The sequence below is a fragment of the Propionibacterium ruminifibrarum genome (assembly GCF_900289195.1).
Lineage (GTDB): Bacteria > Actinomycetota > Actinomycetes > Propionibacteriales > Propionibacteriaceae > Propionibacterium > Propionibacterium ruminifibrarum.
This window is the reverse complement of the sequence record NZ_OMOH01000003.1, coordinates 177797-200123: the sequence shown is the minus strand read 5'-3', so window position 1 is coordinate 200123 and position 22327 is coordinate 177797. Positions and strand designations below refer to the sequence as shown.

Here is a 22327-nt window from a genome sequence, read left to right as displayed (position 1 = left end):
CGGATTCCCCACTCGGTTCACCAGCCACGGCCCGGACGATCCGGGGTAGACGCCGCCTGTCTGGCAACCCTGCGGGAGTGCCAGATGTTGAACGCCAGTGAGACGAGGCAGCAGCCGAAGAGCACGCTCTCGGTGAGGATGAGCCCCGAGGGGTTCGAGCGGAGAACGATCATGCAGACCAGGGCGACACCGCTGACCCCGATGAGATCCACCCTCGCCAGATGCAGGGCCGCCTTGTACCCGGCACGGCGTGCGTCCTGCGAGTCCGAGCCAGGGGTGCCGGCCACGGTGGAGCCGGCCGCCGGACGGCTCCTGCGGTAGAAGATCATCGTGGCCAGCACCGGCAGCACGACGTCGGCTGCGAACATCACCCATGCGATGGCTGGGATTCCTGACATGTCATCACTTCCCTGGATTCTCGAAATGACCTGTTCTGTTGCACCCCTGGACTGGACCGCCATGATCGTGGTGAGGAAAATGGCGAACCGACCAACCTCACCGGAGACAATGGTTCCCCGGGCGACCATGAAGATGACCCACCCCGTCGCCACGATCCCAACCCGCCCGCAGCAAGTGTCCGGCTTTCAGAAGATGAACGGCCGTCTGCTCCATCTCGATGTTCGGCCCGGCTCACCAGAGCCTCGAAGCAGCCCGGCCCCGCTGATCGCCCGGAACATGTATTCACTGCTGAGCGGACCGGAGTGGTCCGTCCTGTTGAGCGTCAACCATGTCCTTCGCCACCTTGCAGGCATGCCGGACATTGAACCCGAGCGGGATGAGATAGCCACCGAAGAGAATGCTCTCGGCGAGCACCAGATGCCACGACCGAAGAACGAGCAGGCAGACCACCGCAGCCCCGCAAAAACCGATGAGAATGAACTTCTCCCACCGCAGGGCAGCCCGGTGCGCGGCCCGCCACACCTCCGGGGAACTCGCCACCACCCTGATCCGAATACCAGCCCAGTGATTGGGCTTGGCATTGGGACGACTCTGAGCATAATAGGTCAAGACAGCCGCCACCGGCATCGTGATCGCGAGTATGAACATAACCCATCCAGTAGTCGTAATGCCCGACATCGCATAGCCCCTCATCCCTGTTATGACCTGCCCACCGCGCCTGGCAACCCGACCGCCTCGGGCACTGTAATGGTGCAGCCGAACATCACCCAAGCAGTGACCGAGATATTGGACTTCGTGTTCATCCCCATGTTTCCTCATCTCCCGTTCCGCATCTGGCCATGCGACACAGCCGTCTGAATTCGCCCGAGGGAGCGCGACGCCCGGTTCAGCTCCTCGATGAGGCGGAGGATGGATCACCGCGAGTAAGTCCAAGTCGCCGACGACCACTCATCCAGGGCTGAGCCTCCGGCCACATGGCGAGCGGAGAAGCCGCGCTCGCGCGGCCTCTCCGATTGGCCGCTGCAGGCATCTTCTGCACGTCGAAACGATACTGAAACCGATCTCGTCCGGTGACTCGGTGAGAACCTCGACGGCCGCACACCACGACGAGGACAGCTGAAATACCAATCGTGCGTGTGGTACTCACCCAAGGCAAACATCTGTCACTGTTAAAAAAACACCCGGCCGAGCATCCGCGTCAAGGAAAGGACATGGTCTCGCCAGGCCTCACTGCCGCGCCAGAGCGCGTCCTTCAGGGGGATCTCCGGGAAACGGGACAAATTCCCTGAGGGGAAATCCGAATACCAAGTCCACCCAGGAAAGGCACACCTTTTTGAATCGTGATATGACCTGATGTGGCGGGATCATCGACTGCACACCTGTCGGGGAGTATCACACCCGCCGATCCCCGGGGCATCTCTCGGACCCGCGGCGACGACGGCAAGGATCATGCGCACTGCCATCGCCGCGGAGGCAACGAGAAAACGGGCCTCGCCCCGGGCCGCGGGGCGAGCAGTCGTCGCGGCTCCGCGGAACGGTCAGCCCCGGAGGGCCTCGATACCGAGGTCGACGAGCCGGCGCCTGACCTGCTCGGCCAGGTGCTCGCGTCCGGTGCGGGCCGGCAGCACGAGGTAGCGTTCGGGGGCCTTGGCGGCCAGGTCGAGGAAACCCTGGCGCACGCGCTGGTGGAAGCCGTTGCCGGCCTGCTCGAGGCGGTCCCTGCCCCGCTTGACGCCGACGGCCCGAGCCGGATCCATGTCGAGCAGCACGGTCAGGTCGGGGATGAGCCCGCCCGTGGCCCACGCCCCGATGGCTGCGATGTCGTCCACGTCGAGCACCCTGCCGGCGCCCTGGTAGGCGAGCATCGAGTCCATGTAGCGGTCGCACAGCACCACCGCCCCCCTCTCGAGGGCCGGGCGCACCACTTGGTGCAGGTGCTGGGCCTTGTCGGCCGCGTACAGCAGGGCCTCGGCGCGCGGCGCGACGTCGCCGGTGGCGGGGTCGAGCAGGAGCGTGCGCAGGGCCTCGCCAAGCCTCGTGTCGCCGGGCTCGCGGGTGACGATGTGTTCGACGCCCGCCTCGTGCAGGGCCCGCGCGGCGAGCTGCACCTGCGTCGACTTGCCGACGCCGTCACCGCCCTCGAAGACGACGAACCAGCCCTTGTGGGGGCGTGCGGGTGGGGTCATGGCTAGCCCTGACGCCCGAGCTCGGTGATGGCCTCCACGACGCGGGCCGGGCTGGGCAGTGGTGTCCTGGCGGCGCCGGGGGTTTGCGGCAGGTCGCCGCGAAGACCGGGCCACTCCTTGGCGAAGGCGGCCCTGGCGGCCACTGCCCGGGCGCCGGCGCGCTCGTCGTCACGTCCGGCCTGGTACGCCTGCTCGGGCGTGAGCGCCGCGACCTGGTCCGGTGAGCGTTCGGGGCCCCGCGTATCGGCGAGGGCGTCGACGATGCGGGCGAGCAGCTTGATGGTGCGTTTCGCCTTGGTGATGGCGGGGCGGGCGACACGGGCGAGGCCGAGGGTGTCATCGGCGACGACCAGCGCCTGCTCCCAGGTGGCGTCGGCGTCGGGGTGCTCGACCGCGTGGTCGGCGATGGCACGCAGATCGGCGATCCCGGCCGCCAGCTTGCCGCCGAGGGCCTTCCCCGCGTCGTCGTCGGCGTTCTCGTCGACACGGGGGATGCGAGCAGCCAGGTCGAGGGCGTCGAGCAGCTGGTCGTACTCGACCCTGCCGGTGAGGGTCCGGGGCTCTGCCGCCGCGAGGGCGTCGAGGCGTCCCAGCTGGTCGGCTCGCCAGGATTCGTCGATGATGCCGCGCAGGGCGTCGAGCTCGCCCCGGAACTCGTGCAGGCGGTCGGCCAGGAGACCCGGGTCGGCGGCCTCGCCATTGCTCAGCGCCAGGTCGGCGGCGAGGATCAGCCGGAAGCGGCGGGCCAGCAGCCAGGACAGGAAACCGGTCGTCGTCTGGTCCGCGGGGCTCTTGCCCGATCGGACGGGCTCCGGGGCAACCTGCGAGACGCGGGTGAACAGGTCGCGGAAGCCATCGACGCGGACCGCGCCGATCTGGGCCATCTGCTCGGCGATGAAGTCCCGCTGGTGAGGGCTGAGACGTGACACGTCGAAGGTCGTCTCGCGGAAACGGCCGGTGGCGATACCACCGCGCCGCATGGTGATGCGGTCATCGGTGAGCACCGCCAGGGTCTCGCCCGACTCGTCGAGGATGCCGTAGCGGGAACGCACCCGCGTGCAGCTGACCACGGGGGCGAGGGTGGCCCCGCGGCGGAAGGGCGCGACCAGTTCGTCGACCTCGTCGGGCATCTCCGAGTCGCTGTCGCTGGCGATGGGCCCGGTGTGCTCGCCGGGCAGCCAGGGCTCCCAGTCCGGGGCCCAGACGAACCACTCCCCGACCTCGCCGACGGCACGCTGGGCGAGCATGACGCCGGCGTGCAGCAGCCGCTCGGTGGGAGTGTCGAGCACCGTCACCGTGACCTGTCCGGCCGCCCCGTTGTCGAGCAGGACGACCCGGTCAATGGCCAGCGCCTCGCTGGTGAACTCGGGGGCGTGCACGTGCCAGGGCGTCTCGAAGAACCAGTTCTTGCTCTGCTGTGCGCTCATGCCCGCTCCTCGGATCGGTGGTCGGCCCGGTGCCGCCGGTTCGTGGCTCCGCCACAGTCCCCGATCGTCCTGGCCGGCCCGGGTCATTCGGTGGTTCGCGCCACCGGCTTCGAGACGGCTCTCGTGCCCGTGGCCTGGTTCGTACTCGTGGCCGACTTCTTGGTGGTTCCGGTCTTCTTCGTCGTGGTCTTCTTCTTCGCCGAGGACGCGCGCGTGGTGCGGCGTTTGGGGGCCGGCCCCTTGGCGCGTTTCTCGGCGAGCAGCTCTGCCGCGCGTTCCAGGGTCATGGCCTCGACGGAGTCGGTCCTGCGCAGGGTCGCGTTGGTCTCGCCGTCGGTGACGTAGGGCCCGAACCTGCCGTCCTTGACGACGACCGGTTTCCCGTTGGACGGGTCGGCGCCGAGTTCCTTGAGGGGCGCCGCGGCGGCACGGCCCCGTCGTTTGGGCTGGGCGAACAGTTCGTTGGCCTGTTCGAGCGTCGTGGTGAAGATGGCCTCCTCGCTGGGCAGCGACCGGGTGTCGGTGCCCCGCTTGAGGTACGGCCCGTAACGGCCGTTCTGGGCGGTGATGACCTCGTCGCCCTCACCGCCGATGACGCGCGGCAGGCTGAGCAGCCGGAGGGCGTCGTCGAGGGTGACGGTGGCCGGGTCCATCGAACGGAAGAGGCTGGCCGTGCGGGGCTTCGTCTTCCTGCCGCCCCTGCCGGGCTCCTCGTCGTCGGGCAGGACCTCGGTGACGTAGGGGCCGTAGCGCCCGCTCCTCACCGCGATGGGCAGGTGCGTCTGCGGGTCGAGTCCCAGTTCGCGGTCCCCGCTGCTGGTCCTGGCCAGCAGCTCGCGGGCGGTCTCGGCGGTCAGTTCGTCGGGGGCCATGTCCTCGGGCACGTTGGCCCGGTGCGACTCCTCGTCCTCGACGTAGGTGCCGTAGCGTCCGACACGCACGTCGATGCCCGAGTCGAGGTCGCCGATGTGGAAGGTCGACAGGGCCCTCGCGTCAATGTCGCCCAGCGCGGTGGTCAGCTCGTGCAGGCCCTCGCGTGCGGACTGGCCGGAGGGTTGGGACTGCTCGGTCTGCGGGCCGAAGTAGAAGTCGCGCAGGACTTCGAGACGGTCGGCCTGTCCCTTGGCGATCGAGTCGAGCTGCTCCTCGAGGTCGGCGGTGAAGTCGTAGTCGACGAGCGCGGTGAAGTGCTCCTCGAGCAGGCGGGTCACGGCGAACGCCAGCCAGGTCGGCACCAGGGCGGTGCCCTTCTTGAAGACGTAGTCGCGGCTGGTGATCGTGCGGATGATCGACGCATAGGTGGAGGGGCGGCCGATGTCGAGCTCCTCGAGCTTGGCGACCAGGCTCGGCTCGGTGAAACGCGCCGGGGGTTTCGTTGTGTGCCCCTCGGCGGCGACCTTGACCAGGTCGAGCTGCTGGTCGGCGGCCAGCTGCGGCAGCCGCGCCGACTTCTCGGCCGGACCGTCGGTGGACTCGACGTAGGCCTTGAGGAAGCCCGGGAAGGTGATGGTGCGGCCCGATGCGGTGAACTGGGCGGCCCGCACGGCCGGTGCCTGCTCGCCGAGGTCGACCGGCAGGGCGCAGGTGCCCTCGATGCGCACACTCACCTGCTGGCCGACGGCGTCGGCCATCTGGGAGGCGACGGTGCGCTGCCAGACGAGCTCGTACAGGCGGAACTGGTCGCCGCTCAGGCCGGACTGGGCCGGGGTGCGGAAGTCGGCTCCGGCCGGGCGGATGGCCTCGTGGGCCTCCTGGGCGTTCTTGACCCTGCTGGCGTAGACGCGGGGCTTGTCCGACAGGTACTCGGGCCCGTAGAGGGCCCTGACCGCGGCGCGTGCGGCGCTGACGGCCTGGTCCGAGAGCGTGACCGAGTCGGTGCGCATGTAGGTGATCCAGCCGCCCTCGTACAGTTCCTGGGCGACGCGCATCGTGCGGTCGGTCGTGAAACCGAGCTTGCGTCCCGCCTCCTGCTGCAGCGTCGTCGTGCGGAAGGGCGCGGCCGGGCGGCGGGTGTAGGGCTTGGCCTCAACGGCGGTGACGGCGAACGGGGCCTTCTCGAGTGCCGCGGTGAGCCGGGCCGCCGCATCCTCGTCGAGGACGATGACATCGCCCTTGACCGCGCCGAGGGAGTCGAAGTTGCTGCCCTGCGCGATGCGGCGGCCGTCCAGGCCGACCAGGCGGGCCGTGAACTGGCGCGGGTCGGCGGCGGCACCGGCGTCGAGGGTGGCCTCAAGGTCCCAGTAGGAGGCGGCGCGGAACGCCATGCGCTCGCGTTCGCGGTCGACGATCAGGCGGGTGGCGACGGACTGCACACGGCCCGCCGACAGCCGCGGCATGACCTTCTTCCACAGCACCGGGCTGACCTCGTAACCGTAGAGGCGGTCGAGGATCCGGCGGGTCTCCTGCGCCTGGACGAGGTCCTCGTCGAGTTCGCGCGGGTGGGCGACGGCCTCCTGGATGGCGTCCTTGGTGATCTCGTGGAAGACCATGCGCTTGACCGGCACCTTCGGTTTGAGCTCCTGCAGCAGGTGCCAGGCGATGGCCTCGCCCTCGCGGTCGCCGTCGGTGGCCAGGTAGAGCTCGTCGGAGTCCTTGAGGTCGGCCTTGAGCTGGCGGATCGTGGCCTTCTTGTCGGCGCTGACCACGTAGATCGGCGCGAAGTCGGCATCGACGTTCACACCGGTGCGCGCCCACGGCTGCCCCTTGTACTTGGCGGGCACCTCGGCGGCGCTGGTCGGCAGATCGCGCACGTGCCCGCGGCTCGACTCGACGACATAGCCGGGGCCGAGGTAGTCGGCGATCTTCGTCGCCTTCGTTGGTGACTCGACGATGACGAGTCGGCGCGGAGTGTCTGCCACTGTGTTCCTTTGCATGAGTCCAGGCCCCGCAATCGGGCCGACGGGCGTCCGACCGGGTCGGGCGGACGCCAAGATCGTAGCGCCCGGCGGGTCGGGCACCTGCCGGGCAGGCAGGGGCCGACCGTGCCGGAGCCCTGCGAGGCTCACCATAACTCCCCAGAAGCGGTAACGACGAACCGTCCACGCACGGCACCGCTCCCCTGCGTCCGCGCACGGCGCGGCGGGTCGCGGGCACCGGGGCGCCCGTCACGGGCGCGCGAGCAGCGGCCAGGCGTGCCGTTCAGCCCCGAGCGGTGACGGCGAGGAACCCGTCGGTGATCGCCTCGCGCAGTCGCGGGGCGAGTTCCGCGCGCAGGGCGGCGGCGTCGGAGCCGGTCAGGGCGGCGACCGCGTCGATGATCCGCCCCAGGCTGAGTTCACCGTCGCAGGCACCGAGCACGCCGCCAAGGGCGGTGCCCACCTCGACGGCTCTCCTCAGCCCGGTGCCCTGCCGCAGGACGACATGGCTGGGGTCTGCGGCGCCCGGGGTACCCATGGTCTCCTGGACGACGTCCGGATCGAGCGTGCAGTGGGCGGCGAACAGTTCGTCGTCGCCCAGCGCGGCGGCGTCGAACGTCCGCCAGCCCGATGACAGGGCGGGGCCGACGGGCTGTCCGATCTCGTACGGCCACTCCTCGAGGCGGAGCCGCGGGTGGGCGGCTCCGCTGTTGCGCAGCATGATCCAGCCCATGCCCACGCCGGTGACGCCGAGCCGTTCGAAGTAGTCGAGCCATTCGCGGTAGCGGGGCGCCCACTGCCGGCTGCCGGCCAGCCCGGCGTCGGTGAGCCACAGTTCGATGTACTCGTAGATGTCCAGGTGCTCGCGTTCGATGACCCACAGGTCGCAGCCCGTCCCGGACGCCCACTGCGACAGCCGGTCCCGCCACGCGGTGCCGCGGATGTCGGCCCAGTTGGCGAGGACCTGAAGCAGACCGCCCCTGCTGAGGTGGTCGGGTGCCCGGCGCACGATCCGCTCGACCAGGCCGTCACCGGTGAAGGCGCCCTCACGGTAGACGAGACGTTCGTGGTCGCCGCTGGGCGGGCTCATGACGTAGGGCGGGTTGGTGACGATGAGGTCGAAGCGGTCCGCGGCGACCGGCTCGTAGAGGCTGCCCTCGCGCGTCTCGACCCGGCCCAGGCCGTTGAGCGCCATGGTGAGCCCGGCGAGCCGGCAGGCCCGCGGGTTCAGGTCGGTGGCGACGACGCGGCCGGCGTGGCGGGACAGGTGCAGACTCTGCACGCCGCAGCCGGTGCCGAGATCGAGCGCCGAACCGACCTCGTCGGGAACACTCAGCTGGGCCAGTGAGGTGGACGCGGGGCTGACGCCGAGCACGTAGTCGGGGCGGGTCGGCGTGACCAGCTGGTCGAGGCCGGGGACGGGGTCGGCCGCGACCCAGCCCGACCACTGGCCCGCGGCGTCCTCGAAACCGTAGGGGCGGATGTCGACGGCGGCCTTGACGAGCGGCCCCTCCCCCGGTTCCCCGCCGCCCGCGCCGGGAGCGTTCTCGCGCAGGATGCCGGCTCGCAGGAGCACGTCCACGTCGAGGGGGCCGCCGGTGGCCGCATCGACGACCCGGCGCGGCAGGGCCTGCTGGAGCGGGAACAGCCGGATCAGCAGGGCCTGGGCGTCGTCGGCGGCGCCCAGGACGTGCAGCGCGGGGATCGTCACATTGCGCGCGAGGCCTGCCCGACCGGCCGGACCGAGCCGGTCGAGCACGGCGTCGAGGGTGTAGCGGGCGTCGGTGAGGGCGCCGCGGAGCGCATCGATGTCCTGGCCGTTGAGCATGGCCCCACTGTGGCACACGCCCCGGCCGGCACCGGCGAAGGCCGGGGCCCGACCGGCAGTGCTGGGCACAATGGAGCCATGGCAGTCCCCGAGTGGTTGAGCGCGAATCCCAGCGCGATTCACATCGACCACCGCGACGCCGTCCCGGGCCGGCCGGGGCAGTGGCCCGCCTGGTTCGGTGCGGCTCACCGGGACAGGCTCGCCGGGCACGGCATCGAATCCCCGTGGGCGCACCAGGTGGAGGCGGCCGAGCTCATGCACGCCGGCCGGCACGTGGCCATCGCGACACCGACCGCCTCGGGCAAGACCCTGGCCTATCTGATGGCGATCATCGCCGCGACCGCGCCCGAGAACCCCTCCCCGGCGGGCCCTGCGGCGCAGCCGGGTACGGCGCCCCCGGGCCGGCGGGGCCGTGCCGGGGCCGGTCGCGCGGCGACCGCGACGGCGGCCCGCTCCCTGCTCGGCATCGACCGCGAGCCGACGGCCCTCTACCTCGCGCCGACGAAGGCGCTGGCCCACGACCAGCGCCGCACGGCGCGTGCGCTCGGCCCCGACCGGTGGCCGGTCGCCGTCGTGGACGGCGACTCGGACGCCGCGGCCCGGCGCTTCGCCCGCGAGCACGCCAGCTATGTGCTGACCAATCCCGACATGCTGCACCACGCGATCCTCCCCCGGCACGGACGCTGGGCCCGCCTGCTCGGCGGCCTGCGGTACGTCGTCATCGACGAGGGGCACCGCTACCGGGGCGTCTTCGGCGCTCAGGTGGCCTGCGTCATCCGCCGGCTGCGGCGGCTGTGCCGGGCCTACGGCTCCGACCCGGTGTTCGTCGTCGCCTCCGCGACCGCGGTCTCGCCCGGCGAATCGGCGGCCCGCCTGATCGGCGAGCCCGAACCGATCGCCGAGGTGACCCGGGACGGCTCGCCGCACCCGGCCCGCGACGTGGTGCTGTGGCGCCCCGAGGGCGACGTCTACGCCGACGCCACGACGCTGCTGGCCCGGCTCGTCGACGCCGGCCGGCAGACGATCGCCTTCGTGCCGAGCAGGGCCCAGTCGGAGCTGGTGGCCGAGCGGGCGGCGAGCCGGCTGCGCACCGGCCGGCGCATTCTCGCGTACCGGTCCGGCTATCTCGACCGCGACCGGCGTGAGCTCGAACACGCGCTGGTCGCTGGTGAGCTGAACGGCGTGGCGGCGACGAACGCCCTCGAACTGGGCGTGAACATCTCGGGCATGGACGCCGTGCTGGTCTGTGGTTTCCCCGGGACGCTGGCCTCGCTGTGGCAGCAGGCCGGGCGCGCCGGCCGGGCCGACCGCGACGCCCTGGTGGTGCTGCTGGCCAGCCAGAACCCACTGGACGCCTACCTGTTCGCGCACCCGCAGCTGATCTTCGATGCCCCCGTGGAACGCACGGTGCTCACCCCGCAGAACCCCCACGTGCTCGGCCCGCAGCTGGCCGCTGCCGCCCAGGAAATGCCGCTCGAGACGGCCGATGAACGCTGGTTCGGCCCGGCGACGGCCGATCTGGCCGACCGGCTCACCGCGGCCGGCCTGCTGCGGCAGCGCCCGAACGGCTGGTTCTGGCCCCGCCCGGAGCGGGCCGCCGATGCCATCGGCCTGCGCGGCCTGGGCGGGCGGCCGCTGGACATCGTGGAGTCCGATTCGGGGCGCGTCCTCGGCCAGGTCGACGTGGAGGCGGCCGACCGCAGCGTGTTCCCGGGCGCCGTCTACCTGCAGCAGGGCGAGCAGTACGTGGTGGACGAGTACGCCCCCGCACGCCGCGAGGCGCTCGTGCACAGGCAGCGGCCGGGCTACCACACGCAGCCGCTGTCGACGACGCAGGCCCGGATCCTGCACGAGGACGCCCGCAAACGATTCGGCACGACGCACGTGGCCACCGGTGACGTCGAACTGATCACCCAGGTGATCGGGTACCTGCGCAGGGACGAGCAGACCGGCCAGGTGTGGGACGAGACCCCGCTCGAGCTCGACGAGCACCGCATGGTGACCAAGGCGACGTGGTGGACGGTTCCGCAACGGATCATCGAGGAACTCGGGTTCTCCGCGGTCATGGCGGGCAACGCCGCCCACGCGGTGGAGCACACCGCGATCGGCCTGTTGCCGGCCTTCGCCCCGTGCGACCGCTGGGACATCGGCGGGGTCTCGATGGTGGTGCACCCCGACACCGAGCTGTGCACGATCATCGTCCATGACGGTGTGGCCGGTGGCGCCGGTTTCGCGTCGCGCGGCTACGAGGTGGCCGACGAGTGGGGGCGGGCGACACTCGAACGCCTGCTGACCTGCGACTGCTTCGACGGCTGCCCGGCCTGCATCGTGTCGCCGAAGTGCGGCAACGCGAACCAGCACCTGGACAAGCAGGCGGCGGGCCGGTTGCTGGCCGCCCTCCTCGGCGATTGAGCCAAGGGCGCCCGGGCGCCGAAACCGTCCGGGGCGCGGCATCGACTGACGCCGGCGGACTGTCACGGGCCACCCGCGCCGGACGCATCGCGTCCGTTCTCGCCGCTCCCGGGTTCCTCATCGGGGATCAGGAATCCGGCGTGGGCCTTCTCGCGCACGGCGGTGGGCGCCCCGGGCAGTGCGGGCCGCAGATCCACCGCCACCTCGACATGGATGATGTACTCCCCCGTCCCGGTGCTGACGCTGCAGTCGGCGAGTTCACCGCCGTTGCGCCGGGCGTACTCGCCTGCGGCCTGGCAGGCCTGTTCCCCCTGCTTGTGCGCGTGGGCGCCGGCCAGTGCCGCCAGATCGGCGGTCTGCCTGGCATGCTGGGCGCTGGCGATCCACCCGGCCAGGACCAGCGTCCAGAAGGCCGCGCCGCACACGACGACGATGATCGCCGCGACGGGCGATGAGCCAGTGCCCCGCTCCTCACCCCTGGTGGTTCGGGCATGGCCCGCACGGCCGGCTGCCATGGCGTTCATGGCCTCTGCTCCACCGCGTGGGGCTCCTTCGTGACGGTGGCCCGGCCGCTGACCGGGACCGGGCCGATACGCCCCCAGCTGAGTTCGTCATGGACGGTGACCTGCACGACGTCGCCGTCACTGCTGACCTGGACGGTGCTTCCGGGGGGCACGGCGGCGCGTGCCCGGCCGGCTCCCGCCTCGTCGCCGCGGGCGAGTTGCCGGGCGATGGCCACCGCCGAGTCCTGGCAGCGGATCTGGGCGCCGACGACGCCGACGACCCAGCACAGGCCGGCGGCGATGAGTGCCGCCGTGAGGATCGAGACAGCCAGTTCAACGGTGACCATGCCGCGCTCGCGGGACTGCCCGGAGCAGGCGCGGCGGCCGGAGCGCCCCGCGCGCGTCCGGGGGCTAGCCCGGCCGACGACCCGTGCACCGCCACCGCGGCGGGCGTTTCCGATGGTGCTCATCGTGCTGCTCTCCTTCTCGTCCCAGGGGGTGGTTGTGATGGTCGGGGCGGTGGCGCACCGGGGGTGTCCGGCGCGCCACCGGATGGGGGTCAGGAACCGATCATCGGGGCGATCTTCCCGATGAGCTCGATCACGAACTTGAGCATCTTCTGGAAGAACGAGTTGTCGGTGAAGACGTGCAGCAGGACGAGGGCGAGGGCCGCCGCGGCGAGGATGCCGACGGCGTACTCGGCGGTGGCCATGCCCCGCTCGTAGGCGCGGCGCAGACGGCCGGGCTGTGGGCTGTCGGCGACGGCCGGGACGTCAACGAACCGGGAGGGGCAGGGCGTTTCGCCCCGGCTGGTGTCGGTGGCGCCGTGGGGATGCAGGGGGATGATCTGCGCGGTCATGGTGGTTCCCTTCTGTCGCGGGCCCATCGGCGGGCCCTGGTCTGTCGGGGCGTCGAATGGCGAGCCCCCGGGAGGCGCTGTGCGGCCTCGCTGCCGCCAAGCACTTGGAGTGTGTCCGACAGCCGGTCGGGGCGATCAGGCGGACAACACCCACCGGCAACGGACAACACCTGGTGGCCGCGGTCTCGGGGGCGGGGGCCGGCCGGGCGTCGGCGACCGTTTCCGCGGCGAGCAGTGGCCGCAGCCCTCAGAAGTGGATGTTCGCCAGGACGCCGGCGACGATCGGTACGACGCCCGACAGGATGAAGGCGGGGAGGAAGCAGCACATCATGGGGCCGACTGATCTGACACCCACGGTCCTGGCCCGTTCGGCGACGTGGTTGCGCCTGGTCCGCCGGGCCAGTTCTGCGTGCATGTCGAGGGTCTCGGCGATGGCCTCACCGGTGCGGGCTCCGCGCGCCAGGTCGCGGCTCGCCGGCCCCCAGACCGGGTGGCTGCGCAAGCTGTCCCAGGCCGCGGCCTCACTGAACCCGACTCTCAGGTGGGATTCGACATCGCGCAGCAGGGTGGCGCTCGGTTCGGGCGCCACGGCGGCGACCTCGCTCGTCGCGGTGCGCAACGCGGCCCCGGCCTGCAGGGAGGAGGCCATGAGTTCGAGCACTTCGGGCTGCTGGAGTATCAGCTGCTCGCGTCTGGCGCGTACCCGGCCGGGTTCGAGGTGGGCTATGAGGAACCAGGCCGCAACGCCCGCCGCTGTGCTGAGCGGCCATGTGACGGCGGGCGGGCCCGGGAGCAGCACCAGGAGCAGCGCCGCCAGCGAGACCGCGCCGGCCCCTCGCACCCTGGCGGGGATCACGACCCCCTGTTCTCCCCTGTCGGGCACCATGCCGGGGCTGGTTCCGGCGGTGGCCACCCGCATGACGCCCCCGTCAGGGACGAGGAGAAGACCGCACGCCAGCGCACAGCAGCCGGCCGCCACCGCCGGGGCGATCATGATCCGGCCTCCTGGGCTCGCCGGGCCAGCAGCTCGGTCCAGACCAGGCCGGCGCAGGCCAGGACGACCGCCGCGGCCAGGCAGATCGTCCCGGCGGCCGTCCCCGTGAGGAAACCGACCGGGTTGCCGCCGGCGAGGAAGCCCATGGCGATCCCGGCCGCGGGCAGGGCGCACAGCAGCCGCCCGGTGAGCCGGGCCACCGCCAGCTCCCCGGAGATTTCGGCGCGTGTCTGGGCCTCCGCCGAGACATTCTCGGCGACGCGCCGCGCCACCGGCGACAGGGGCGCCCCGGTACGCTCGCACAGCCGCCAGGCCCGCCCCAGGCTGGCCAGCCCGGAGCAGCCGGGACGCTCTCCCGCCGCGGACAGGGCCTCGGCGACATCACCGCCCACCCGCTGGGCGCCGAGCACCCCCTCGAGAACCGGGCACTCCCCGGCGGCCGTTTCGAGGGCCCGGTGCGGAGCCTGCCCGATACGCAGTTGCGACGAGATGACGCGGCAGGCCTGAGCGACCGATTCGGTCTGCTCGAGGGTCTGCTTCTCGCGTCGGTGCGCCCACAGCACCCAGCCGAACGTGCCGCACAGCGTGGCGGCGATGACACTCCACGCCAGTGCCCAGGGCATGGCCACGGCCGCACCGGCGCAGCAGGCCGCGACCACGAGGGCGCCGAGCCGGCCCGCCCGGTGGTGGCCGGCCCGGTGACGGCCCGGCGAGCGGGCGGACACGTCGAGGCGACGCAACCTGCGCGCGCCGGAGGGCCCGGCCAGAAGCCCCAGGGCGAGGGCGAACACGGCGGCGGCGAGGATCTTCATGAGCGGACCCCCGACAGCTCCGAGAGGAGTTCCCACTGCGTTGAGGGGCGGGAACGCCCGTACGTGTCAACGGCCAGTGCCTCGGCGATGCGGATGCGTCCGTCATCGCCCGTGCGCACGACACCGATCTGGCCGACGCCGCGCTGACCGCCGGCCCCTCGCCGCACGTGGATGACGGCGTCGAGAGCCGCGCCCATCTGGGCGTGACAGGCGTCGCTGCTCATCCCGCCGAGCGCGGCCAGGGCCTCGAGCCGGGCCGGCACATCGGCGACACTGTTGGCGTGCACCGTGCCGCACCCGCCCTCGTGGCCGGTGTTCATGGCGGTGAGCAGGTCGCACAGTTCGGGCCCCCGCACCTCACCGACGACGAGCCGGTCGGGTCTCATGCGCAGCGCCTGCTTGACCAGATCGGTCATGGTCACGGCACCGGCCCCCTCGGCGTTGGCCGGGCGGCACTCCATGCGCACCGTGTGCGGGTGGTCCGGGTTGAGCTCGCGGGAGTCCTCGACGATGACGATGCGCTGATCGTCGGGGATGAGCGAGAGCAGCACTCCGAGCAGCGTCGTCTTCCCCGAACCCGTGCCGCCGGTGACGAGGAAGGCGACCTTGTTGGCCATCATCCCGGCGAGAACCTCGGCGGTGCGCGCGTCGATACTGCCGGTGGCCCTGAGCTGTTCGAGTGACATCGACCGCCGGGCCGGGACGCGGAGCGAGATGCAGGTGCCGGGTTCGGTCAGGCACGCCAGCACGGCATGCAGGCGCGTGCCGTCCGGCAGGCGGGCGTCGACCCACGGGATGGCGTCGTCGAGACGGCGACCGGCCGAGGCGGCGAGCCTGGCCGCGAGGCGCCGCACCTCGTCATCGGACGAGAACTCGACCGGCACGCGTTCCAGACCGGCGCCGCGATCGATGAACACGTCCTCGGCACCGTTGACGAGCACGTCGGTGACACCCTCGATGTGGAGCAGCGCCTCGAGCGGGCCGGCGCCGACACTGGTGCGCCGCAGCGCGTCGGTCGCGGCGAGCACGGATGCATCGGAGACGACCAGGCCGAGCCGGTCGAGGCCCTGGGCGACCTCGCGCGGACCCCAGTTGCGGCCGCGGGTCGCCAGCCAGCCGCGCAGCAGCTCCAGTTCATCGTCACGCATCGGCCATCACCGCCTCGATGAGGGAGTCGACCTGACGCAGGTAGCGGCGCCGGGCGGCCCGGGCCGGTGGTTCCCCGACGCGGGAGGCTGCGGGAAGGCGAGGATCGGAACCGATGACACCGGCGACCGGCAGACCGAGCGAGTCCGACACCGCGCCCGGGGCGAGCGGGAAGTCCCTGCCGGTGCGTATGACGACCTGGGCGTCCTGCCACCCGTGGTGGGCGACGCGGGCACGAGCCGACATGACCGAGCGGACCTCGGCGGCCACGACGACCAGCCGCACGGCGTTCCCGGACCCGGACAGGTCGGCGGGTTCGGGGCCATCGAGGACCACGACCTGGTAGGAGCGGGCGAGGGCGCCGAGGACGGCCCGCATCGCGTCCGGGCCGGGCAGTGCCCGGGCCGAGTCGCCCCTGCCGCGCGCGGTGGCGAGCAGGTCGACCCCGCACATCCGTGGCAGCCGCCCGCTCAGGTCACCGACCGTGCCGGAGGCCGACGCGAGATCGCACCAGCGCCAGCCGGGTTCGTGTTCGGCGCCGAAGAGCAGATCGGCGCCCCCGCTGCACGGATCGAGGTCGACCAGCACCGACGACAACCCGCCCTCGGCGCAGCGCTGCGCCAGGACACCGGCGAGCGTCGATCCGCCGACTCCCCCGCTGCCGCTCATGACGTCGACGGTGAGGGCCGAGGCGGTGCGGCCACCCTGGGCCCGGGTGAGCAGCGCGGGAAGATAACCGGAGTGCTCCGGCAGGACGAGCGCCGAGGCCCCGAGTGGCACCGACCAGCCGGCGGCCGAGTCCGCGTCGTCACCGACGATGTGCACGTCGGTGCGTGCGAGAAGACCCATCCCGGCCACCCGCGGTGCCATGTCGGCGCCGATCAGGACGAGCGGGGCCCTGGCCCAGATCCGGCGGATCTGGGGGGCCTCACGGGCCACGACCGGTTCGCTGCCGCACGACGCGGCGGCCGCCAGGATGACATCGAGGAGGTGGTCGTCTCGGGTGATGACGAGCGCCGGGGACGACCCGCCCCGCTGTGCGCCCTGCGACCGGCGCCGGCGGCCCCCGCCATCGGCCCCCGCCTGGACGGCCGGCACCTGCGATCCGCCACGGAGGAGGCCGCGGAGCAGCCCGCCCTCGCCCCGCCGGGATTCCGCCCGATCGGCCGCGGCCGGCCCACCGTCGTCGCGTTCCGCCACGGATTGTTCCCCATCGGTCACCCATGCCTCATCGCGTCCGTCCCCGACCCGCAGGAGCCGGCCATCGTCAACCCGCCCGGGACGGCCGCCGTCGCCGCTGCGCTGCCCGCCGGCCGCCGAACGCACTCGTACCGCTCTCATGCCCGCAGTGTGTTCAGCGAACCGCGAATCCTTCAGCCACCGGGCGCCTGTGGACAAGACCCCCACCCGTGTCGACGGGCACCGGGGCTGGGACGCCGCCCTAGTATGGGCGCCATGTCGTCCTCCGGCCCCCGATTCCCAGCCCAGGCCCTGAGCTGGCTCACTGGCGACCGCACCGACAACCGGGTCCTGACCCTGTCGAACACGGCAGGACTACCCCGCAGGATCGCCGCCTCCGGAAACCGCGTCTGGTGCATCGGACATGATCCTGACCAGGTGCGGCGCCTCACCGACGTGCCCGGAGTCGACCCGCTCGCCGCCACCACGGCCGCGTTGCCCTTCGACGCCTGCCAGTTCGACGTCGTCCTGGCCCACCAGATGCTCCACCTTCTCACCGAGAAACCGCACGTCTCCGAGATGGCTCGCGTCCTGCGCCCCGGCGGCTGGGTGTCGGCGTCCTATCTGGTGCGCGACGACTCGGTGCCGTGGGTCCGTCGGCTCATCGCCCTGATGCGCAGCGTCGACCCCACGGCGATGAGCGCCGATCTGGGCGTCGGCTCGATCGAGACCCTCATCGACCACAAGTACTTCCCCCGCTGCGAACAGCGGGACTTCCGGATCTGGGTTCCGGCGACTCGTACCGCGCTCATCGCCATGGCCGCCGCCCTGCCCGCCGTGGCCGAACTCGCGGAGCGTGACCGCCAGCGCATCCTGCACGGCGTGGGCGCCATCTACGACGGGGCATCGGCCGGTGGCGAACTGCGCCTGCCGTACCACCTGACCTGCCTGCGCGCCTACGTCGACCACGCCGAGATGACCACGCCGATCCAGCTCGGCGAGGACGCCCTGATCATCCACCTGTGACCCTGCCGCGCGGCGGCACCGCACCAGTCCCGGGCCGGGTCCTCGTCTCGTCGGCCACGGGCCGCGGATGGGGGGCACGCTAAGATCGTTCGAAGGTGTGTCGGGAAGTCTGGTCGACGGCAGAGCCCGGCACGTGCACCGAAAGTTGTCTCATGAACCCGATGAAGAAGATCACACCCCCGCTGGCCCGGCGCGCCCGCCAGATCAACCCGAACAATCTTCACCTAGGCGAGGTCCTGCGCGCCAACACCACCGGCGGCATCCTCATGCTGATCGCCACCGTGATCGCACTGGCGTGGGCCTTCCTCAGCGAGCACAGCTACGAGGCCTTCGTCGAGTACCCGGTCGGCCCCCACACGGTCGCCGAATGGGCCTCCGACGGCCTGCTGACCATCTTCTTCTTCATCTCCGGGCTGGAGCTCAAGCGAGAGTTCACCGAGGGAAGCCTGCGCCGCCCCGCCGACGCCATGGTCCCGATCGTCGCGGCGATCTGCGGCATGGCCGGCCCGGCGCTGGTCTACATCGCCATCAACAGCACCGTCGAGGGCGGCATCGTCCGGGGCTGGGCCGTCCCGGTCGCCACGGACATCGCATTCGCCCTCGCGATCCTCGCCGTGGCGGGCAAGCACCTGCCGCCCTCGTTGCGCGCCTTCATGCTCACCCTGGCCATCGCCGACGACCTCGGGGGCATCATCGTCATCGCCGTCGTCTTCAGCGCCGACCTGTCCCTGCTGTGGCTCGCCGGCGCGGCCGCCTGCATGCTCGTGTGGTGGATCCTGCAGCGCAGACGAGTCGACAACGGCTGGATCTACCTGCCGATCTTCCTGGTCTGCTGGTACTGCATGCTCAATTCCGGTGTGCACGCGACGATCGCCGGGGTCGGGCTGGGTCTGCTCACCCGGAACACCCCCGAGGCCCTCAACGAGCCGCTCGACCGCTGGCAGCACACCATCGACCCGTGGTCGGCCGGGCTCGTCGTGCCGATCTTCGCCCTGACGAACGCCGGTGTGCACGTCGACGGACCACTGCTCGCGGCGCTGTGGACGGACCCGGTTCCGCTCGGCATCATCGCGGGCCTGGTCGTCGGCAAGTTCATCGGCATCTTCGTGGGCAGCTGGCTGACCGTTCACCTGTCGAAGGCCACGCTGGGTGACAACCTCACCTGGGGTGACATGGTCGCCGTCGCGGAGCTGGGCGGCGTGGGCCTGACGGTCTCGCTGCTCATCGCGCACCTGAGCTTCCTCGACAACCCCCACGTCTACGACGAGGCGAAGGCCGGTGTGCTGATCGGCAGCCTCATCTCGGCGCTCATCGCCGTGGCCCTGCTGCAGTGGCGCACCGCGGCCCACAAGAACAGGCGCCGCGAGAAGGCCCGCGCCGAGCAGCGCGCCCGCCAGCAGTCGGCAGCCACGCCCACCGGCCCTGACGGCGCGGGCGCCGCCGAACAACAGGCCGGCTCCCCTGTCTCCGGCCTGTGACCAGACAATGAACAGGCCTCAAAGCCGACCTCGTGTGCCATAGGACTCGATGAACCGTTACGCTCTTGTCCAGGAGCACCGTCGTCACAGTTCGGAGGAAATCATGGCTGAGCGTTCCCGACTCGGGGATTACATCTCCACCATCAGGAGCGGTGTTCCGCACATGATCTCGGACATCAAGGAGCTGGCCCGGGCCGAGATCGTCCCGTCCGCGAAGCACGCCGGCATCGGCGGCCTCGGGGTGGGCGTCGTTGCGGCCTTCGGGCTGTTCCTGCTGCACTGCCTGCTGTGGGCCGCGGTCTTCGGCATCGCGATCTTCTTCCACGCCGTCGTCGGTTTCGGATGGCTCGGTTCGATGGCCTTCGCCTTCCTGACCCTGGCCCTGATCTCGCTGATCATCGTCATCGTCTTCGGCGTCATCGCCTTCGCGCAGTTCCGCAAGGTCAAGGCCCCGACCGCCACCATCGCCGAGGCCAAGGCCTCCGTCAGCGCGCTGTCCAACGCCGTCACCGAGGGCGTCTCCGAGGCCAAGCGCGGCGTCATCAACCGTCACAGCGGCGACTCCAGCACCTACGTCGGCTGAGTCACACCGCCCTGGAACACGCGTGGGGCCGCCCCTTCGAGGGGCGGCCCCACTGTCAGTTCGGGTGTCGACGGGCCGGCGGCCCGTGAACAGACGGACGGTTCAGGATGCGTCCAGATCCTGCTCGATGAGAGCAGCGATCGCCTCGACGGCGGCGGCGTCATCGGATTCGACACGAACGGTGGCGCCCTGGCCTGCGCCGAGGGTCATGATCATGAGCGGGGAGGCCGCGTCGACGCCCTCCTCGTCGCTGCCGGCGATCGACAGCAGGATCTCATCGTCGAACTCACCGGCCTTCTCGGCGATGAGCGCCGCGGGGCGGGCGTGCAGGCCGACCGAGGAACCGACGACTGCGTCTTTGCTGGCCATGGGATGATCCCTTCCTTGTTGAACAGGTACGTGAGGGATTCTCCCACACCCGCGGACGATTCATGAATCCCCGCGGCCCAGAAACTGGGCACCCTGCACGCGACCGGCCGGACGTGCGACACTGAGGGCATTCGTCTACCCCTTGTGGCCGCGCCGACGCGGTTCACGGCCCCAGCGGGGCGTGCAGGAGGAAGTCATGGCCCAGACAGAATCACTGACAGTCACCGGAACCGGCGTGGTGTCCGGCGTCGCGTACGCGCCGGTCAGCCGTGTGCAACCGCGACCGCAGTTGCCCACCCAGGGCACGATCGAGGAGAGCGAGCAGCAGGCCGAGATCGACCATTTCGCCGAGGCCGTCGTGGCGGTGCAGGACAACCTTCTCGACCGGGCCGAGCATGCCACCGGAAACGCCGCCGAGGTGCTGCGCGCCACGGCCGAGCTCACCGCCGACCGGGGCCTGTCCCGCGCGGTGAAGAAGCTCATCAAGCAGAACGAGACCGCCGAGTGGGCCGTCGTGCAGGCCGTCGACAACCTGGTCACCCAGTTCGAACGCCTCGGCGGCCTGTACGCCGAACGCACCACCGACCTGCGGGACATCCGCGACCGGGTCATCGCCGAACTGCGCGGCGAACCGGCACCCGGGGTACCCGAGCCCACCCGGCCCATCGTCCTGGTGGCCGAGGATCTCGCCCCGGCGGACACCGCCGGCCTCGATCCCGAACTCACCGTCGCGCTGGTCACCGAGGCCGGCGGCAAGACGAGCCACACCGCCATCATCGCCCGCCAGCTGGGCATCCCGTGCATCGTCGGCACCGGCAAGGCCATCCGCCAGATCAAGAACGACACCCCCGTACTCGTCGACGGCAGGGCCGGCACGGTCGTCTCCAACCCCGACCCGGACAAGGCCGAGGCCGCCGTGGCCGAATCGGCCGCCTACCTCAACCGCGTCCGCGCCTGGAAGGGTCCGGGCCGTACGAGCGACGGTTACGGCGTCGAGCTGCTGGCCAATGTGGGCAACGGCGACGCCGCGGTCAAGGCGGCGGCCGGTGAGAGCGAGGGCGTCGGCCTGTTCCGCACCGAGCTGAGTTTCCTGTCGGCCCCCACTGAACCGACCATCGAGGACCAGGCCGCGATCTACCGCGAGGTCCTCGAACCGTACGCCGGCCGCGGCGGCCACACGCACGTGGTCATCCGCACCCTGGACGCCGGCTCGGACAAGCCACTGGCCTTCGCGAACTTCGAGACCGAGGAGAACCCGGCGCTCGGTGTCCGTGGCCTGCGCCTGGCCACCGACAACCCGGAGCTGCTCGCCCACCAGCTCGACGCGATCGCGGCGGCCAAGTCCGGCCTCGACATCGACGTCTGGGTCATGGCCCCGATGGTCGCCACCGTTGCCGAGGCCCGCGACTTCGCGAAGTCCTGCCGCGACCGCGGCCTGTGGCCCGGGGTCATGGTCGAGGTGCCCGCCGTCGCGCTGAACGCCGACCAGGTGCTCGCCGAGGTCGAGTTCTTCTCGATCGGCACGAATGACCTGACCCAGTACGCCATGGCCTCGGACCGGCTGTCCCCGCACCTGGCTGCGCTGAACGACCCGTGGCAGCCGGCCGTCCTGAGGCTCATCCAGATGGCCGCGCAGGCCGGCCTGCGCGCCAACAAGCCGGTCGGTGTGTGCGGTGAGGCGGCCGCCGACCCGCTGCTGGCCTGCGTGCTCGCCGGCCTCGGCGTCACCTCGCTGTCAATGGCCTCCCCCGCCCTGCCCGCAGTAGGCGTGCAGCTCGGCGACGTGACGATCGAGCAGTGCCGTCAGGCGGCCCAGGCCGCCGTCACGGCCCCCGACGCAGTGACCGCCAAGGCGAGGGCGGCAGCCCTTCTCGGCGCCTGAGCGGGCAGGCGGTGAGGAGGCCCGGAGCGGCCTCCTCACCGCCCCCGCAGCCTGTCGATCTCGCGGCGTTCCTTCTTCGTGGGCCGGCCCGAACCCTTGTCGCGGCGGGCCACCGGATTGGCCAGGTAGGCGGGCCGCTCGGGGGACAGGTCGCGGTAGGCGGCCTGGGCGATCTTGGCGCCGACACGCTTGTCGAGCAGCTGGACGACCTCGAACGTGCGATCCCAGCCGGGCGTGCGGACCGTGACGATGTCGCCGGGGCTGACCCGCTGGGCCGGTTTGATCGGCGCGTCGTTGAGCCTGACGTGCCCGCCCTTGACCGCCTGGGTGGCCATGCTGCGGGTCTTGTAGATGCGCACGCTCCACAACCACACGTCGATCCTCGTCAT

The 22327-nt window shown here is 71.4% G+C and carries 20 protein-coding genes; 5 read left to right on the top strand and 15 right to left on the bottom strand.

The annotated features are described in order from the left end of the window. Positions 1 to 17 precede the first annotated feature (17 nt). From PROPJV5_RS04565 to PROPJV5_RS04540, 6 genes are all read right to left on the bottom strand, one after another. Entirely contained in the window at positions 18 to 398 is a 381-nt protein-coding gene (locus PROPJV5_RS04565) for a hypothetical protein (RefSeq protein ID WP_147385348.1), read from the bottom strand. Between the two features lie 283 nt (positions 399 to 681). Beyond that, complete coding sequence (locus PROPJV5_RS13120; protein WP_420812718.1) at positions 682 to 1026, bottom strand: SdpI family protein; 345 nt, start codon at positions 1024 to 1026, stop codon at positions 682 to 684. A gap of 911 nt (positions 1027 to 1937) precedes the next feature. Further along, complete coding sequence (gene tmk / locus PROPJV5_RS04555; RefSeq protein ID WP_119715155.1) at positions 1938 to 2585, bottom strand: dTMP kinase; 648 nt, start codon at positions 2583 to 2585, stop codon at positions 1938 to 1940. A gap of 2 nt (positions 2586 to 2587) precedes the next feature. Beyond that, positions 2588 to 4012 (bottom strand): hypothetical protein, encoded by a 1425-nt coding sequence (locus PROPJV5_RS04550; protein ID WP_119715154.1) that lies wholly within the window; start codon positions 4010 to 4012, stop codon positions 2588 to 2590. A gap of 83 nt (positions 4013 to 4095) precedes the next feature. Then, a complete protein-coding gene (gene topA, locus PROPJV5_RS04545) occupies positions 4096 to 6885 on the bottom strand; it encodes a type I DNA topoisomerase (RefSeq protein WP_119715153.1) in 2790 nt (929 codons plus the stop codon). A gap of 265 nt (positions 6886 to 7150) precedes the next feature. Further along, entirely contained in the window at positions 7151 to 8695 is a 1545-nt protein-coding gene (locus tag PROPJV5_RS04540; RefSeq protein WP_119715303.1) for a DUF7059 domain-containing protein, read from the bottom strand. A gap of 78 nt (positions 8696 to 8773) precedes the next feature. On the opposite strand from PROPJV5_RS04540, the gene PROPJV5_RS04535 reads away from it, so the two are divergent. Beyond that, complete coding sequence (locus PROPJV5_RS04535) at positions 8774 to 11107, top strand: DEAD/DEAH box helicase (RefSeq protein ID WP_119715302.1); 2334 nt, start codon at positions 8774 to 8776, stop codon at positions 11105 to 11107. Positions 11108 to 11169: 62 nt separating this feature from the next. Here the strand turns inward: PROPJV5_RS04535 and PROPJV5_RS04530 are convergent, their stop codons facing one another. The 7 genes from PROPJV5_RS04530 to ssd all read right to left on the bottom strand — a co-directional run bounded on the left by PROPJV5_RS04530 (position 11170) and on the right by ssd (position 16762). Continuing rightward, positions 11170 to 11631 carry an Rv3654c family TadE-like protein gene (locus PROPJV5_RS04530; protein WP_119715152.1) on the bottom strand — a complete coding sequence of 154 codons (462 nt, stop codon included), beginning with the start codon at positions 11629 to 11631 and terminating at the stop codon, positions 11170 to 11172. After that, a complete protein-coding gene (locus PROPJV5_RS04525; protein WP_119715151.1) occupies positions 11628 to 12080 on the bottom strand; it encodes a TadE family type IV pilus minor pilin in 453 nt (150 codons plus the stop codon). Before PROPJV5_RS04525 ends, PROPJV5_RS04530 begins: the two co-directional genes overlap by 4 nt. An 89-nt stretch (positions 12081 to 12169) precedes the next feature. Next, positions 12170 to 12469, bottom strand: coding sequence for a DUF4244 domain-containing protein (locus tag PROPJV5_RS04520; RefSeq protein ID WP_119715150.1), 300 nt, complete (start codon positions 12467 to 12469; stop codon positions 12170 to 12172). A gap of 247 nt (positions 12470 to 12716) precedes the next feature. Further along, the gene (locus tag PROPJV5_RS04515; RefSeq protein WP_119715149.1) at positions 12717 to 13463 is read right to left on the bottom strand and encodes a type II secretion system F family protein; all 747 of its coding nucleotides are present in this window, start codon (positions 13461 to 13463) and stop codon (positions 12717 to 12719) included. Next, entirely contained in the window at positions 13460 to 14275 is an 816-nt protein-coding gene (locus tag PROPJV5_RS04510) for a type II secretion system F family protein (RefSeq protein ID WP_119715148.1), read from the bottom strand. Before PROPJV5_RS04510 ends, PROPJV5_RS04515 begins: the two co-directional genes overlap by 4 nt. After that, positions 14272 to 15423, bottom strand: coding sequence for a TadA family conjugal transfer-associated ATPase (locus PROPJV5_RS04505; protein WP_119715147.1), 1152 nt, complete (start codon positions 15421 to 15423; stop codon positions 14272 to 14274). Before PROPJV5_RS04505 ends, PROPJV5_RS04510 begins: the two co-directional genes overlap by 4 nt. Beyond that, the gene (ssd, locus tag PROPJV5_RS04500) at positions 15416 to 16762 is read right to left on the bottom strand and encodes a septum site-determining protein Ssd (protein WP_147385347.1); all 1347 of its coding nucleotides are present in this window, start codon (positions 16760 to 16762) and stop codon (positions 15416 to 15418) included. Before ssd ends, PROPJV5_RS04505 begins: the two co-directional genes overlap by 8 nt. A gap of 114 nt (positions 16763 to 16876) precedes the next feature. Between ssd and PROPJV5_RS04495 the strand changes: the two genes are divergently transcribed. The 3 genes from PROPJV5_RS04495 (at position 16877) to PROPJV5_RS04485 (ending at position 19687) form a co-directional block, all read left to right on the top strand. After that, a complete protein-coding gene (locus tag PROPJV5_RS04495) occupies positions 16877 to 17626 on the top strand; it encodes a class I SAM-dependent methyltransferase (RefSeq protein WP_119715301.1) in 750 nt (249 codons plus the stop codon). Between the two features lie 152 nt (positions 17627 to 17778). Beyond that, positions 17779 to 19104 (top strand): Na+/H+ antiporter NhaA, encoded by a 1326-nt coding sequence (nhaA, locus tag PROPJV5_RS04490; protein ID WP_239018391.1) that lies wholly within the window; start codon positions 17779 to 17781, stop codon positions 19102 to 19104. 103 nt (positions 19105 to 19207) lie between these two features. After that, entirely contained in the window at positions 19208 to 19687 is a 480-nt protein-coding gene (locus tag PROPJV5_RS04485; RefSeq protein ID WP_182858573.1) for a phage holin family protein, read from the top strand. Positions 19688 to 19789: 102 nt separating this feature from the next. Here PROPJV5_RS04485 and PROPJV5_RS04480 read toward each other — a convergent pair whose 3' ends face one another. Then, positions 19790 to 20056 carry an HPr family phosphocarrier protein gene (locus tag PROPJV5_RS04480; RefSeq protein WP_119715143.1) on the bottom strand — a complete coding sequence of 89 codons (267 nt, stop codon included), beginning with the start codon at positions 20054 to 20056 and terminating at the stop codon, positions 19790 to 19792. A 196-nt stretch (positions 20057 to 20252) separates the two neighbouring features. Between PROPJV5_RS04480 and ptsP the strand changes: the two genes are divergently transcribed. Next, positions 20253 to 21938, top strand: coding sequence for a phosphoenolpyruvate--protein phosphotransferase (ptsP, locus tag PROPJV5_RS04475; protein WP_119715142.1), 1686 nt, complete (start codon positions 20253 to 20255; stop codon positions 21936 to 21938). Positions 21939 to 21973: 35 nt separating this feature from the next. Here ptsP and PROPJV5_RS04470 read toward each other — a convergent pair whose 3' ends face one another. Then, positions 21974 to 22327, bottom strand: coding sequence for an RNA-binding S4 domain-containing protein (locus PROPJV5_RS04470; protein ID WP_119715141.1), 354 nt, complete (start codon positions 22325 to 22327; stop codon positions 21974 to 21976).

Excerpts from the sequence above, each read along its gene's own strand:
- PROPJV5_RS04565 (WP_147385348.1), bottom strand. The coding sequence starts at position 398 with ATGTCAGGAATCCCAGCCATCGCATGGGTGATGTTCGCAGCCGACGTC.
- PROPJV5_RS13120 (WP_420812718.1), bottom strand. The coding sequence starts at position 1,026 with ATGCCGGTGGCGGCTGTCTTGACCTATTATGCTCAGAGTCGTCCCAAT.
- tmk (WP_119715155.1), bottom strand. The coding sequence starts at position 2,585 with ATGACCCCACCCGCACGCCCCCACAAGGGCTGGTTCGTCGTCTTCGAG.
- PROPJV5_RS04550 (WP_119715154.1), bottom strand. The coding sequence starts at position 4,012 with ATGAGCGCACAGCAGAGCAAGAACTGGTTCTTCGAGACGCCCTGGCAC.
- topA (WP_119715153.1), bottom strand. The coding sequence starts at position 6,885 with ATGCAAAGGAACACAGTGGCAGACACTCCGCGCCGACTCGTCATCGTC.
- PROPJV5_RS04540 (WP_119715303.1), bottom strand. The coding sequence starts at position 8,695 with ATGCTCAACGGCCAGGACATCGATGCGCTCCGCGGCGCCCTCACCGAC.
- PROPJV5_RS04535 (WP_119715302.1), top strand. The coding sequence starts at position 8,774 with ATGGCAGTCCCCGAGTGGTTGAGCGCGAATCCCAGCGCGATTCACATC.
- PROPJV5_RS04530 (WP_119715152.1), bottom strand. The coding sequence starts at position 11,631 with ATGAACGCCATGGCAGCCGGCCGTGCGGGCCATGCCCGAACCACCAGG.
- PROPJV5_RS04525 (WP_119715151.1), bottom strand. The coding sequence starts at position 12,080 with ATGAGCACCATCGGAAACGCCCGCCGCGGTGGCGGTGCACGGGTCGTC.
- PROPJV5_RS04520 (WP_119715150.1), bottom strand. The coding sequence starts at position 12,469 with ATGACCGCGCAGATCATCCCCCTGCATCCCCACGGCGCCACCGACACC.
- PROPJV5_RS04515 (WP_119715149.1), bottom strand. The coding sequence starts at position 13,463 with ATGATCGCCCCGGCGGTGGCGGCCGGCTGCTGTGCGCTGGCGTGCGGT.
- PROPJV5_RS04510 (WP_119715148.1), bottom strand. The coding sequence starts at position 14,275 with ATGAAGATCCTCGCCGCCGCCGTGTTCGCCCTCGCCCTGGGGCTTCTG.
- PROPJV5_RS04505 (WP_119715147.1), bottom strand. The coding sequence starts at position 15,423 with ATGCGTGACGATGAACTGGAGCTGCTGCGCGGCTGGCTGGCGACCCGC.
- ssd (WP_147385347.1), bottom strand. The coding sequence starts at position 16,762 with ATGAGAGCGGTACGAGTGCGTTCGGCGGCCGGCGGGCAGCGCAGCGGC.
- PROPJV5_RS04495 (WP_119715301.1), top strand. The coding sequence starts at position 16,877 with ATGTCGTCCTCCGGCCCCCGATTCCCAGCCCAGGCCCTGAGCTGGCTC.
- nhaA (WP_239018391.1), top strand. The coding sequence starts at position 17,779 with ATGAACCCGATGAAGAAGATCACACCCCCGCTGGCCCGGCGCGCCCGC.
- PROPJV5_RS04485 (WP_182858573.1), top strand. The coding sequence starts at position 19,208 with ATGGCTGAGCGTTCCCGACTCGGGGATTACATCTCCACCATCAGGAGC.
- PROPJV5_RS04480 (WP_119715143.1), bottom strand. The coding sequence starts at position 20,056 with ATGGCCAGCAAAGACGCAGTCGTCGGTTCCTCGGTCGGCCTGCACGCC.
- ptsP (WP_119715142.1), top strand. The coding sequence starts at position 20,253 with ATGGCCCAGACAGAATCACTGACAGTCACCGGAACCGGCGTGGTGTCC.
- PROPJV5_RS04470 (WP_119715141.1), bottom strand. The coding sequence starts at position 22,327 with ATGACGAGGATCGACGTGTGGTTGTGGAGCGTGCGCATCTACAAGACC.